At 53.1% G+C, this 13,487-nt stretch carries 10 protein-coding genes and 1 pseudogene; 2 read left to right on the forward strand and 9 right to left on the reverse strand.

Annotation, left to right across the window (positions count from 1 at the left end; genetic code table 11):
* The first annotated feature begins 92 nt into the window (after nucleotides 1-92).
* Together OOJ60_RS23420 and OOJ60_RS23425 are read left to right on the forward strand one after the other, a co-directional pair.
* The gene (locus OOJ60_RS23420; RefSeq protein WP_205613261.1) at nucleotides 93-401 is read left to right on the forward strand and encodes a PTS sugar transporter subunit IIB; all 309 of its coding nucleotides are present in this window, start codon (nucleotides 93-95) and stop codon (nucleotides 399-401) included.
* Entirely contained in the window at nucleotides 401-721 is a 321-nt protein-coding gene (locus OOJ60_RS23425) for a PTS lactose/cellobiose transporter subunit IIA (protein WP_181822204.1), read from the forward strand. Before OOJ60_RS23420 ends, OOJ60_RS23425 begins: the two co-directional genes overlap by 1 nt.
* An 85-nt stretch (nucleotides 722-806) precedes the next feature.
* On the opposite strand, the gene rpoC is transcribed toward OOJ60_RS23425, so the two are convergent.
* The 9 genes and pseudogenes from rpoC to tuf form a co-directional block, all read right to left on the reverse strand.
* A complete protein-coding gene (rpoC, locus tag OOJ60_RS23430) occupies nucleotides 807-5,030 on the reverse strand; it encodes a DNA-directed RNA polymerase subunit beta' (protein ID WP_042293032.1) in 4,224 nt (1,407 codons plus the stop codon).
* Nucleotides 5,031-5,106: 76 nt separating this feature from the next.
* Nucleotides 5,107-9,135: a DNA-directed RNA polymerase subunit beta gene (gene rpoB, locus OOJ60_RS23435; protein WP_042293034.1), complete on the reverse strand. Its 4,029-nt coding sequence runs from the start codon at nucleotides 9,133-9,135 to the stop codon at nucleotides 5,107-5,109.
* A gap of 318 nt (nucleotides 9,136-9,453) precedes the next feature.
* Entirely contained in the window at nucleotides 9,454-9,819 is a 366-nt protein-coding gene (rplL, locus tag OOJ60_RS23440; RefSeq protein ID WP_012133812.1) for a 50S ribosomal protein L7/L12, read from the reverse strand.
* A 66-nt stretch (nucleotides 9,820-9,885) separates the two neighbouring features.
* Nucleotides 9,886-10,383 (reverse strand): 50S ribosomal protein L10, encoded by a 498-nt coding sequence (gene rplJ / locus OOJ60_RS23445; protein WP_042293041.1) that lies wholly within the window; start codon nucleotides 10,381-10,383, stop codon nucleotides 9,886-9,888.
* Between the two features lie 414 nt (nucleotides 10,384-10,797).
* Entirely contained in the window at nucleotides 10,798-11,502 is a 705-nt protein-coding gene (rplA, locus tag OOJ60_RS23450) for a 50S ribosomal protein L1 (RefSeq protein ID WP_001096690.1), read from the reverse strand.
* Nucleotides 11,503-11,505: 3 nt separating this feature from the next.
* Nucleotides 11,506-11,934: a 50S ribosomal protein L11 gene (rplK, locus tag OOJ60_RS23455; RefSeq protein WP_012133815.1), complete on the reverse strand. Its 429-nt coding sequence runs from the start codon at nucleotides 11,932-11,934 to the stop codon at nucleotides 11,506-11,508.
* A 154-nt stretch (nucleotides 11,935-12,088) separates the two neighbouring features.
* Nucleotides 12,089-12,634: a transcription termination/antitermination protein NusG gene (gene nusG / locus OOJ60_RS23460; protein WP_003862341.1), complete on the reverse strand. Its 546-nt coding sequence runs from the start codon at nucleotides 12,632-12,634 to the stop codon at nucleotides 12,089-12,091.
* Nucleotide 12,635: 1 nt separating this feature from the next.
* The gene (gene secE / locus OOJ60_RS23465; RefSeq protein WP_042293049.1) at nucleotides 12,636-13,019 is read right to left on the reverse strand and encodes a preprotein translocase subunit SecE; all 384 of its coding nucleotides are present in this window, start codon (nucleotides 13,017-13,019) and stop codon (nucleotides 12,636-12,638) included.
* Nucleotides 13,020-13,257: 238 nt separating this feature from the next.
* Nucleotides 13,258-13,487: pseudogene (tuf, locus tag OOJ60_RS23470) on the reverse strand (elongation factor Tu); the annotation flags it as partial.

The raw sequence follows: 13,487 nt of genomic DNA on the forward strand, positions 1-13,487 counted from the left end.
GTGATGTTTTACACACATTCAACGCGAGCCGGTTGTTCTCTGCCTGCAGCGGGACTAAAGATGAAGTATCAACGGAACCGTGAGAGCCAACTATGAAGAACATCGTTTTATGCTGTGCCGCCGGGATGTCCACCAGCATGCTGGTACAACGAATGAAAGATGCCGCTCAGAAGAAAGGCGTTGAAGTCACTATCAAAGCAGTACCCGTCGCCGAGTTCAAGGAAAATATCGCTACGGCGGATATTGTTCTGCTGGGCCCGCAGGTGAAATACGAGCAGGCAAAACTGCAGGCGCAGGCCGATCCGCTGGGCAAGAAGGTCGCGGTGATCGACATGATGGATTACGGCATGATGAAAGGCGATGCCGTACTGGAAAAAGCGCTCAATCTGCTGGAGTCATAATGGAAGACTTAGAAACGACAATCATGGAACTGCTGGTCAACGCGGGTGCGGCGCGCAGTGCTGCCCTGACAGCGTTGCAGATGGCTCGCAAAGGTGATTTTGACGAAGCCGAAAAAGCGATGGAAGAGTCGCGCGAGTATGTGAAGCATGCGCACACCATCCAGACGCAGCTTATTGGGCTCGATGAAGGTACAGGAAAGCTGCCGGTTAACCTGATTACCGTCCACTCGCAGGATCACCTGATGAACGCGATGGTCATCCAGGATCTGGCGGGCGATATGATTGAGCTTTATCGTCGGCTACCGCTTTCGAACGAATAAAAACGCGGTGGCGAGACGCTTACCGGGCTGAAAAAAAGTATAAAAAAACCCGCCGAAGCGGGTTTTTTGTTAAAGGCATCAACGATTATTCGTTGTCGGAACCACCCAGACCTGCGTTCAGCAGTTCTGCAAGGCTCGCGGATGCATCTTCGGCAGTCACCTGCGGAGCAGCTGGCAGTTCGCCCGCTGCGCGACGACGCATACGATCCTGGTGGTACGCGTAACCGGTACCTGCCGGGATCAGACGACCCACGATAACGTTCTCTTTCAGGCCGCGCAGTTCGTCGCGTTTACCCGCAACGGCTGCTTCGGTCAGGACACGCGTGGTTTCCTGGAACGATGCGGCAGAAATGAACGATTCGGTAGCCAGAGACGCTTTGGTGATACCCAGCAGATCGCGGGAGTACGTTGCGCCCACTTTGCCGTTCGCTTCCAGTTCGCGGTTCGCGATCTTGACGCGGGAGTATTCAACCTGCTCGCCTTCCAGGAAGTCGGAGCTGCCCGCGTTTTCGATGGTGGCTTTACGCAGCATCTGACGAACGATAACTTCGATGTGCTTATCGTTAATCTTAACGCCCTGCAGACGGTATACGTCCTGGACTTCGTTAACAATGTAACGGGTCACAGCATGCACACCACGCAGACGCAGGATGTCGTGCGGCGCTTCCGGACCGTCGGAAACCACGTCACCACGTTCTACACGTTCACCTTCGAACACGTTGAGCTGACGCCATTTCGGAATCATCTCTTCGTATGGCTCGCTACCGTCTACCGGGGTGATAACCAGACGACGTTTCCCTTTGGTCTCTTTACCGAAGGAAATAATACCGCTGATTTCAGCCAGGATTGCCGGCTCTTTCGGACGACGGGCTTCGAACAGGTCCGCAACGCGCGGCAGACCACCGGTGATATCCTTGGTACCGCCGGATTCCTGCGGAATACGCGCCAGGGTGTCACCAGAGCTGATCTGTACGCCATCTTCCAGCTGTACAATCGCTTTACCCGGCAGGAAGTACTGCGCAGGCATATCGGTACCCGGAATCAGCACGTCGTTACCCTGAGCATCAACGATTTTCAGTGCAGGACGCAGATCTTTACCGCCGGTAGTACGTTCAGCAGAATCCAGAACCACCAGAGAAGACAGACCGGTCAGTTCGTCGGTTTGACGCGTAATGGTCTGGCCGTCAATCATGTCAGTAAAGCGGATGAAACCACTTACTTCGGTGATAACCGGCATGGTGTGCGGATCCCAGTTTGCAACGGTTTCACCGCCGGCAACCTGCTCGCCATCACCTTTCGCCATAACCGCGCCGTAAGGCACTTTATAGCTCTCTTTGGTACGACCGAATTCGTCGATCAGCTTCAGCTCGGTGTTACGGGAGGTGATAACCAGTTTACCGCTGGAGTTCACAACCGACTTCGCGTTGCTGAGCTTGATGCTACCTTTGTTTTTCACCTGGATGCTGGATTCCGCAGCCGCACGAGATGCCGCACCACCGATGTGGAACGTACGCATCGTCAGCTGTGTACCCGGTTCACCGATGGACTGTGCCGCGATAACGCCGATAGCCTCACCTTTGTTGATGATGTGGCCACGCGCCAGGTCACGACCGTAGCAGTGCGCACAGACACCAAAGTCGGTGTCGCAGGATACGACGGAACGCACTTTCACGGCATCGACAGAGTTCTCTTCCAGCAGGTCACACCACTGTTCGTGCAGCAGCGTGTTGCGTGGAACCAGAATGTCGGCAGTACCCGGCTTCAGTACGTCTTCAGCGGTAACACGACCCAGTACGCGATCGCGCAGCGGTTCTTTAACGTCGCCACCCTCGATAACCGGCGTCATCAGGATACCTTCGTGCGTACCACAGTCGTCTTCGGTTACCACCAGATCCTGCGCCACGTCAACCAGACGACGGGTCAGATAACCGGAGTTCGCCGTTTTCAGCGCGGTATCCGCCAGACCTTTACGCGCACCGTGCGTGGAGATGAAGTACTGGAGTACGTTCAGACCTTCACGGAAGTTCGCGGTGATTGGCGTTTCGATGATGGAGCCATCCGGCTTCGCCATCAGACCACGCATACCCGCCAACTGACGAATCTGAGCAGCAGAACCACGCGCACCGGAGTCGGCCATCATGTAGATGCTGTTGAAGGAAACCTGCTGTTCTTCCTGACCGTCACGGTTAATCACGGTTTCGGTTTGCAGGTTATCCATCATCGCTTTGGATACACGATCGTTCGCCGCAGCCCAGATATCGATCACTTTGTTATAGCGTTCGCCCGCGGTCACCAGACCAGACTGGAACTGTTCCTGAATCTCAGCAACTTCGGCTTCCGCCTCAGAGATGATCTCGTATTTTTTGTCCGGGATGACCATGTCATCGATACCAACGGATGCACCTGAACGCGCTGCATACGCAAAGCCGGTATACATCGTCTGGTCCGCAAAAATTACGGTCGGTTTCAGGCCCAGAATACGGTAGCAGGTGTTCAGCATTTTGGAGATCGCTTTCTTACCCAGCGCCTGGTTGACGATGGAGAAAGGCAGACCTTTCGGTACGATCATCCACAGAATGGCACGGCCAATAGTCGTGTCTTTCAGGCTGGTTTTCGCAACGAATTCGCCGTTAGCATCTTTTTCGTATTCAGTGATACGCACTTTGACGCGCGCATGCAAAGAGGCCAGGCCAGCGCGATAAATACGCTCAGCTTCTTTCGGGCCAGTCAGCACCATGCCTTCGCCTTTGGCGTTAACACTGTCACGGGTCATGTAGTACAGACCCAGTACAACGTCCTGAGACGGAACGATGATAGGTTCGCCGTTCGCCGGAGACAGGATGTTGTTGGTAGACATCATCAGCGCACGCGCTTCGAGCTGGGCTTCCAGCGTCAGCGGTACGTGAACAGCCATCTGGTCACCATCGAAGTCGGCGTTATACGCCGCACACACCAGCGGGTGCAGCTGGATAGCTTTACCTTCGATCAGTACCGGTTCGAATGCCTGGATACCCAGACGGTGCAGCGTCGGCGCACGGTTCAACAGTACCGGGTGTTCGCGGATCACTTCGTCCAGGATATCCCAAACGACAGCTTCTTCACGCTCAACCATTTTCTTCGCGGCTTTAATGGTGGTGGCGAGGCCACGCAGTTCCAGCTTGCCGTAAATGAATGGTTTGAACAGCTCCAGCGCCATTTTCTTCGGCAGGCCGCACTGATGCAGACGCAGGTATGGACCTACGGTGATAACAGAACGACCGGAGTAGTCAACACGCTTACCGAGCAGGTTCTGACGGAAACGACCCTGCTTACCTTTGATCATGTCGGCCAAAGATTTCAGAGGACGCTTGTTAGAACCGGTGATCGCACGACCGCGACGACCGTTATCCAGCAGGGCGTCAACCGCTTCCTGCAGCATACGTTTTTCGTTGCGTACGATGATGTCCGGCGCAGCCAGATCCAGCAGACGTTTCAGACGGTTGTTACGGTTGATCACGCGGCGGTACAGATCGTTCAGATCCGACGTTGCGAAACGACCGCCATCCAGCGGAACCAGCGGACGCAGATCTGGCGGCAGAACCGGCAGAACGGTCAGGATCATCCACTCCGGCTTGTTGCCGGACTGTACGAACGCTTCCAGCAGTTTGATACGCTTAGTCAGCTTCTTACGCTTGGTTTCGGAGTTGGTTTCGTTCAGCTCTTCGCGCAGCGTTTCACATTCTTGCTCCAGATCCATGCTCTTCAGCAGGGCCTGGATCGCTTCGGCGCCCATTTTCGCGTCGAATTCGTCACCGAACTCTTCCAGCGCATCCAGATACTGTTCTTCAGTCAGGATCTGCTGGCGTTCCAGGTTGGTCATACCGCCTTCGATAACCACATAGGATTCGAAGTACAGCACGCGTTCGATATCGCGCAACGGCATATCGAGCAGCAGGCCGATACGGGACGGCAGCGATTTCAGGAACCAGATGTGAGCAGTCGGAGAGGCCAGCTCGATGTGGCCCATACGCTCACGGCGCACTTTGGTCTGGGTCACTTCTACGCCGCACTTCTCACAGATCACACCGCGGTGTTTCAGGCGCTTGTACTTACCGCACAGGCACTCGTAATCTTTTACCGGCCCAAAGATACGGGCGCAGAAAAGGCCGTCACGCTCAGGTTTGAACGTACGGTAGTTGATGGTTTCCGGCTTCTTAACTTCACCGAAAGACCATGAACGGATCATGTCTGGCGAAGCCAGAGCAATTTTGATCGCATCAAACTCTTCGGTTTTAGTTTGCGCTTTCAGAAACTTTAATAAGTCTTTCACGGATTTGCTCCCGTCGGAGTTAGCACATTCCGCTGCCGGGTGTTACCCCGACAGCAGTGACCTGTTTGAGCGAGAATTACTCGTCTTCCAGTTCGATGTTGATACCCAGCGAACGAATCTCTTTCAACAGTACGTTGAAGGATTCCGGCATGCCCGGTTCCATCTGATGGTTGCCGTCCACGATGTTCTTATACATCTTAGTACGACCATTCACGTCATCAGACTTAACGGTGAGCATTTCCTGCAGGGTGTATGCCGCGCCGTATGCTTCCAGCGCCCACACTTCCATCTCCCCGAAGCGCTGACCACCGAACTGCGCCTTACCACCCAGCGGCTGCTGAGTAACCAGGCTGTAGGAACCGGTGGAACGAGCATGCATCTTGTCGTCGACCAGGTGGTTCAGTTTCAGCATGTACATGTAACCTACGGTTACCGGACGCTCGAACTGTTCACCCGTACGGCCGTCGAACAGCGTGATCTGACCGGAAGTCGGCAGGTCACCCAGTTTCAGCAGCTCTTTAATTTCCGCTTCTTTCGCACCGTCGAACACCGGCGTTGCGATTGGCATACCTTTGCGCAGGTTTTCAGCCAGACGCAGAACTTCTTCATCGCTGAAGGTATTCAGGTCAACTTTCTGACGAACGTCAGCGCCCAGATCGTACGCACGCTGGATGAATTCGCGCAGTTTCGCGACTTCCTGCTGCTGTTTCAGCATGGCGTTAATCTTGTCGCCGATACCTTTCGCAGCCATACCCAGGTGGGTTTCCAGGATCTGACCGATGTTCATACGAGACGGTACGCCCAGCGGGTTCAGTACGATGTCTACCGGCGTACCGTTTTCATCGTAAGGCATATCTTCGATCGGGTTGATCTTAGAAATTACACCCTTGTTACCGTGACGACCTGCCATCTTGTCACCAGGCTGGATCCGACGTTTAACCGCCAGATAGACCTTAACGATCTTCAGCACGCCCGGTGCCAGATCGTCGCCCTGGGTGATTTTACGGCGTTTCGCTTCGAGTTTTTTCTCGAACTCGTGTTTCAGTTCGTCATACTGCTCAGCCAGCTGTTCCAGCTGATTTTGTTTCTCTTCGTCGGTCAGGCCCAGCTCCAGCCAGCGGTCACGCGGCAGTTTGTCGAGCTTCTCAGCTTCAACGCCACCGGAAACCAGCACTGCGTGGATACGGCTAAACAGGCCCGCTTCGAGGATCTGCAGTTCTTCAGACAGGTCTTTCTTCGCCTGCTTGAGCTGCATTTCTTCGATTTCCAGCGCGCGCTTGTCTTTTTCTACGCCATCGCGGGTAAAGACCTGAACGTCGATAACCGTACCGGAAACACCGTTTGGTACGCGCAGAGAAGAGTCTTTCACATCAGACGCTTTCTCACCGAAGATCGCGCGCAGCAGTTTCTCTTCTGGCGTCAGTTGGGTTTCACCTTTCGGCGTGACCTTACCTACCAGAATGTCGCCGCCGGTCACTTCCGCACCGATATAAACGATACCGGATTCATCCAGTTTGGAGAGCGCAGCTTCACCCACGTTCGGGATGTCAGCGGTGATCTCTTCCGGCCCCAGCTTGGTGTCACGGGACACACACGCCAGTTCCTGAATGTGGATGGTAGTGAAACGGTCTTCCTGGACAACACGCTCGGACACGAGGATGGAGTCTTCGAAGTTGTAGCCGTTCCACGGCATGAACGCTACGCGCATGTTCTGACCGAGCGCCAGTTCACCGAGGTCGGTGGACGGACCGTCTGCCAGCACGTCGCCGCGCTCAACCGGCTCACCCAGGGAAACACACGGCATCTGGTTGATACAGGTGTTCTGGTTAGAGCGGGTGTATTTGGTCAGGTTGTAGATGTCGATACCCGCTTCGCCCGGATACATCTCGTCTTCGTTAACTTTGATAACGATACGGGAGGCATCCACGTACTGAACGGTACCGCCACGCTTAGCAACGGCAGTCACACCGGAGTCAACGGCAACAGCACGTTCCATACCGGTACCAACCAGCGGCTTATCTGCACGCAGAGTCGGAACGGCCTGACGTTGCATGTTCGCACCCATCAATGCACGGTTGGCGTCATCGTGTTCCAGGAACGGGATCAGGGACGCACCGACGGATACCACCTGCTGGGTGGATACGTCCATGTAGTCAACCTGGTCGCGGCTGAACAAGCTGGATTCGCCTTTGCTACGGCAGGTCACCAGATCTTCTACGAAGTGGCCGTCTTCATCCAGGTTGGAGTTCGCCTGAGCGATAACGAAGTTGCCTTCTTCAATAGCAGACAGGTAATGAATTTCATCGGTTACCACGCCATCAACCACGCGACGATACGGCGTCTCAAGGAAGCCATACTCGTTCGTCTGCGCGTACACGGACAGGGAGTTGATCAGACCGATGTTTGGACCTTCAGGCGTTTCGATTGGACATACGCGACCGTAGTGGGTCGGGTGTACGTCTCGAACTTCGAAGCCTGCGCGTTCACGGGTCAGACCACCCGGGCCGAGTGCGGAGATACGACGCTTGTGCGTGATCTCAGACAGCGGGTTGTTCTGGTCCATAAACTGAGACAGCTGGCTGGAGCCGAAGAACTCTTTCACTGCCGCAGAAATCGGTTTGGCGTTGATCATATCCTGAGGCATCAGGGTATCGAGATCGCCCAGAGACAGACGCTCTTTCACCGCACGCTCTACACGTACCAGGCCAACGCGGAACTGGTTTTCCGCCATTTCGCCTACGGAACGGATACGGCGGTTGCCGAGGTGGTCGATATCATCGACTTCGCCTTTACCGTTACGGATATCGATGAGCTTCTTCATCACTTCGATGATGTCGTCTTTGCTCAGGATACCGGAACCTTCGATTTCATCACGCAGCAGAGAACGGTTGAACTTCATGCGACCGACCGCAGACAGATCATAACGGTCTTCGGAGAAGAACAGGTTCTCGAACAGGCTTTCCGCTGCTTCACGTGTCGGCGGCTCACCCGGGCGCATCATGCGGTAGATTTCTACCAGCGCGCTCAGACGATCGTTGGTCGGGTCGACGCGTACCGTTTCAGAAATGTACGGGCCGTGATCCAGATCGTTGGTAAACAGCGTTTCGATACGTTTGTGGCCAGACTGGCTCAGCTTAGCCAGCAGATCCAGGCTCAGCTCCATGTTCGCCGGGCAGATCAGCTCGCCAGTAGATTCATCAACGTAATCTTTCGAGGCTACTTTTCCTGCAATATATTCAACCGGAACTTCGATATGTTTGATATCGTCTTTTTCCAGCTGACGAATATGACGTGCAGTAATGCGGCGGCCTTTTTCAACGTAGATTTTACCGTTCGCTTCGATATCGAAGGAGGCGGTTTCACCACGCAGGCGTTCCGGTACAAGCTCCATCTGCAGCTTGTTGTCGCGGATCTCAAAGACGACTTTTTCGAAGAACAGGTCCAGGATCTGCTCTGTGGTGTAGTTCAACGCACGCAGAATGATAGTCGCAGGCAGTTTACGGCGACGGTCGATACGGACGAACAGGTTGTCCTTCGGATCGAATTCGAAATCCAGCCAGGAACCACGGTAAGGAATGATACGCGCGTTATACAGTACTTTACCGGAAGAGTGTGTTTTACCTTTATCGCTGTCGAAGAAGACGCCCGGGCTACGATGCAGCTGGGAAACGATAACACGCTCAGTACCGTTGATAACGAAAGTACCGTTGTCTGTCATGAGTGGAATTTCACCCATGTAGACTTCTTGTTCTTTAATGTCTTTTACGGTGCCTTCCGGCGCTTCGCGCTCGTAGATCACCAGACGCAGTTTTACGCGCAGCGGTGCGGAATAGGTCACGCCACGGATCTGACATTCCTGAACGTCAAACACCGGTTCGCCAAGGCGGTAGCTGACGTATTGCAGCTCGGAATTACCGCTGTAGCTCTGAATCGGGAACACGGAACGGAATGCAGCTTCCAGACCATACTGCCCTTCAGGATCTTGCTCGATAAACTTCTGAAACGAGTCAAGCTGGATAGAAAGGAGATAAGGCACATCCAGAACTTGTGGACGTTTACCAAAATCCTTACGAATACGTTTTTTCTCGGTATAGGAGTAAACCATAGGGTTCCTCAGCTCGCTGACAAGTCGACCCATCTGTCCTGCACAGGGACAGTTTGTGCAACACTATTTTGTTGACCGGAAAATGGATACTTTCCGCAATGCCTGTTGCTATCACGCTTAAACCATTTCATTGCGATTTACACAGAACGGGCGTTCTGTCGCAGTATATTAAGTCGTCGATAGAAACAAGCATTGAAAGGCACAGCAGTAGTCAAACAGTGTGAAACGCTACTGGCGCCTTACAGCGCAAAAAGGCTGGTGACCAAAAAGTCACCAGCCATCAGCCTAATCGCTTAGGCTGCAACCGGAAGGGTTGGCTTATTTAACTTCAACTTCAGCGCCAGCTTCTTCCAGAGATTTTTTCAGTGCTTCAGCGTCATCTTTGCTCACGCCTTCTTTCAGAGCGGCCGGAGCAGATTCTACCAGGTCTTTAGCTTCTTTCAGACCCAGGCCAGTTGCGCCACGTACTGCTTTGATAACAGCAACTTTGTTAGCGCCAGCAGCTTTCAGAATTACGTCGAATTCAGTTTTTTCTTCAGCAGCTTCAACCGGGCCAGCAGCTACAGCTACAGCAGCAGCAGCGGAAACACCGAATTTTTCTTCCATTGCAGAGATCAGTTCTACAACGTCCATTACGGACATAGCGGATACTGCTTCAATGATTTGATCTTTAGTGATAGACATTTAAATTGTTCCTGAATATCAGAATAAGTTTATACGTAAGCGGATGCTTTATAAAGATAACGGCGATTAAGCCGCTTCTTTCGCATCGCGTACAGCAGCCAGAGTACGAACCAGTTTGCCAGCCGAAGCTTCTTTCATGGTTGCCATCAGGCGTGCAATTGCTTCTTCGTAGGTCGGCAGAGTTGCCAGGCGGTCGATCTGAGACGCCGGGATCAGCTCACCTTCAAAGGCAGCGGCTTTGACCTCAAATTTTGCATTCGCTTTCGCGAACTCTTTGAACAGACGAGCAGCAGCGCCCGGGTGTTCCATAGAGTATGCAATCAGGGTCGGACCAACAAACGTGTCTTTCAGGCACTCGAACGGAGAACCTTCAACAGCACGGCGCAGCAGGGTGTTACGAACAACACGCATGTAAACGCCAGCTTCACGACCTGCTTTACGCAGTTCAGTCATTTTATCTACAGTTACGCCACGGGAATCCGCAACTACTGCAGACAGCGCGCCTTTGGCTACTTCGCTGACTTCAGCAACAATCGCTTGTTTGTCTTGAAGATTTAAAGCCATTAGCTTTGCTCCTGGATGTTTGCCGGAACTCATGTTCCGGAACTCACTTCACTCTTCCCAACGGAGAGAGCGTCTTAATACGGTGAGCAGAAACAAGCCAGAATATCCAAAAATAATCTTAGCGTTCTGTCACCGTCTACGCAGGGCATTAAGTTTCTTACGAAACACCTGCGGTCTTCGACGGAGGCCTGGATAGGCCAGGCTCCAACGAACAAATTCTTTCTATTCTTCGCTATTCAGCCTGTGGCGGCGTTAGCTTCCTTCGCTCACACCAGTCACAGAGTTCGCTATGCTCCTGGCGATTCGCTCAGTTGCTGCCTTGCCACAAACTGAATATCTCGAATATAAATCTGCTATTTGCAGAATCGTGGGGGTAGAATTGTAGACAAAACCACCGCCCACGTAAAGCTAATCTTAGTTCGCAGATGCGCTCAGACCAGCCTGATCAACGGCAACGCCAGCACCCATGGTGGTGGAGATGCTAACTTTCTTGATGTACACGCCTTTCGCCTGAGACGGTTTTGCTTTTTTCAGCGCAACCAGCAGAGCTTCCAGGTTTTCTTTCAGTTTGTCAGCGTCAAAATCCACTTTACCGATGGTGGTGTGGATGATGCCGTTTTTGTCGTTACGGTAACGAACCTGACCCGCTTTCGCGTTTTTAACCGCTTCAGCAACGTTCGGGGTTACAGTACCCACTTTCGGGTTTGGCATCAGGCCACGCGGACCCAGTACCTGGCCCAGCTGGCCAACAACGCGCATTGCATCCGGAGAAGCAATAACAACGTCAAAGTTCATTTCGCCTTTCTTGATCTGTTCAGCCAGATCTTCCATACCTACCAGTTCAGCGCCAGCAGCTTTAGCAGCTTCAGCGTTTGCGCCCTGGGTAAATACGGCTACGCGAACGGAACGGCCAGTACCGTGCGGCAGTACAGTCGCGCCACGTACGTTCTGGTCAGATTTACGCGCATCGATACCGAGGTTAACGGCAACGTCTACGCTTTCTACGAACTTAGCGGTAGCCAGTTCTTTCAGCAGAGAGATAGCTTCGTTGATGTCGTACTGTTTGGTCGCATCAACTTTCTCACGGATCACACGCATGCGCTTGGTCAGTTTAGCCATTTCTTAGTCCTCCACTACCAGGCCCATGGAACGTGCAGTACCTTCGATGGAGCGAGTCATCGCTTCAATGTCGGCACCAGTCATGTCGGCAGCTTTGGTCTGCGCGATTTCCTGCAGCTGAGCGCGGGAAATTTTACCCACTTTGTCTTTGTTCGGCTTACCAGAACCAGACTTAATGCCAGCCGCTTTCTTCAGCAGAACGGCTGCCGGCGGAGTCTTGGTAATGAAAGTGAAAGAACGGTCAGCGTAAACGGTGATAACAACCGGAATCGGCAGACCTTTTTCGATGGAATCTGTTTTTGCGTTGAACGCTTTGCAGAATTCCATGATGTTAACGCCCTGCTGACCCAGTGCTGGACCAACCGGCGGACTCGGGTTTGCCATACCAGCTGCAACCTGCAGCTTGACATAGGCTTGTACTTTCTTAGCCATTCTAAATTCCTCGAATTGGGTGATAGCGCCTCAGGAAGGCTCCCCGTGAATAAAATCGTTTTACGGGCCAGGCCCATAAAAACAAAAGGCGCGAAATTGTATTCCAATCTCGCGCCTTGTGCAACGATTAAATCGTCGCTTTTTTGATCGCTGCTTAGGCTTTTTCTACCTGGGCAAAGTCCAGTTCTACCGGGGTCGCACGACCGAAGATAGAAACAGAGACTTTCAGGCGGGACTTCTCGTAATCCACTTCTTCAACCACGCCATTAAAGTCAGCGAACGGACCATCGTTAACACGAACCATTTCACCCGGCTCAAACAGCGTTTTCGGACGCGGCTTATCCCCCACCTGCTGCAGGCGGTTCATGATCGCATCAACTTCTTTATCGCTGATTGGCGCAGGACGGTCGGAAGTACCACCGATAAAGCCCATCACACGCGGTACGCTACGTACTAAGTGCCAGCTCGCGTCATTCATGACCATCTGTACCAGTACGTAACCCGGGAAGAATTTGCGCTCGCTCTTACGACGCTGACCGCCACGGATTTCGACCACTTCTTCGGTCGGCACCATGACTTCGCCAAACAACTCTTCCATATTGTGTAATTTGATATGCTCGCGCAGCGACGTTGCTACGCGGCCTTCAAAACCGGAAAACGCCTGAACGACGTACCAGCGCTTTTTAGGAGCTTCAGACATCTCAGAACCTCAGGCCAGTGATAAAGGAAACCAGGCGAACCAGAATACCATCCAGTCCCCACAGGATCAGTGACATTACCGCGGTAACCGCAGCCACAATCAGCGTGGTGTGCAATGTTTCCTGGCGAGTCGGCCAAATGACCTTACGTACTTCCGTACGCGCTTCGCGGGCAAAAGCAACTGTTGCTTTACCTTTTGTCGTCAACAGCGCGACACCACCCGCTGCAGCAATCAGAATTACTACGGCCAGCGCACGCAGCGGCAGCATCATGTCACGATAAAGATAGTTGCCGACAATTGCCACGAGCAGCAACGCCACGACGACGATCCACTTCATCGCTTCCAGGCCGCGCCCGCTCCCTTGAGCTTCGGTATTCGCACTCATAAACCAACCTGTCAGAAGAATTCTACAAATAATTTCACCCCGCGAATGCGAGGCTAACCTATCAACCTTGTACCGAAATACGCGTTAGCACTTCGGTTTAACGCCCTCTACAGAGCCTGTCTCAGCAATGATTATGACAAATAAAATCACTGATGAGCCAGGTTCTGGTTCGAAAGCGTGCAAAAAGGGCATCAAATGATGCCCTTTTATTGCGCATTGCGTCAAATGTTATCAGCAATTAGCCGAGAACTTTAGCAACCACGCCTGCACCTACAGTACGGCCGCCTTCACGGATTGCGAAACGCAGACCGTCGTCCATCGCGATCGGGTGGATCAGGGTAACAACCATTTTGATGTTGTCGCCCGGCATTACCATCTCTACGCCTTCCGGCAGTTCGATGGTGCCAGTCACGTCAGTTGTACGGAAGTAGAACTGCGGACGGTAGCCTTTGAAGAACGGAGTATGAC

This window comes from Citrobacter sp. R4 (genome assembly GCF_026719175.1).
In the GTDB taxonomy this organism is placed as follows: Bacteria; Pseudomonadota; Gammaproteobacteria; order Enterobacterales; family Enterobacteriaceae; genus Citrobacter_A; species Citrobacter_A sedlakii.

Bases quoted from the DNA above. Each gene is read 5' to 3' on its own strand.
- rpoB (WP_042293034.1), bottom strand. From the start codon at position 9,135: ATGGTTTACTCCTATACCGAGAAAAAACGTATTCGTAAGGATTTTGGT.
- rplK (WP_012133815.1), bottom strand. From the start codon at position 11,934: ATGGCTAAGAAAGTACAAGCCTATGTCAAGCTGCAGGTTGCAGCTGGT.
- rplJ (WP_042293041.1), bottom strand. From the start codon at position 10,383: ATGGCTTTAAATCTTCAAGACAAACAAGCGATTGTTGCTGAAGTCAGC.
- rplL (WP_012133812.1), bottom strand. From the start codon at position 9,819: ATGTCTATCACTAAAGATCAAATCATTGAAGCAGTATCCGCTATGTCC.
- OOJ60_RS23425 (WP_181822204.1), top strand. From the start codon at position 401: ATGGAAGACTTAGAAACGACAATCATGGAACTGCTGGTCAACGCGGGT.
- secE (WP_042293049.1), bottom strand. From the start codon at position 13,019: ATGAGTGCGAATACCGAAGCTCAAGGGAGCGGGCGCGGCCTGGAAGCG.
- nusG (WP_003862341.1), bottom strand. From the start codon at position 12,634: ATGTCTGAAGCTCCTAAAAAGCGCTGGTACGTCGTTCAGGCGTTTTCC.
- rplA (WP_001096690.1), bottom strand. From the start codon at position 11,502: ATGGCTAAACTGACCAAGCGCATGCGTGTGATCCGTGAGAAAGTTGAT.
- OOJ60_RS23420 (WP_205613261.1), top strand. From the start codon at position 93: ATGAAGAACATCGTTTTATGCTGTGCCGCCGGGATGTCCACCAGCATG.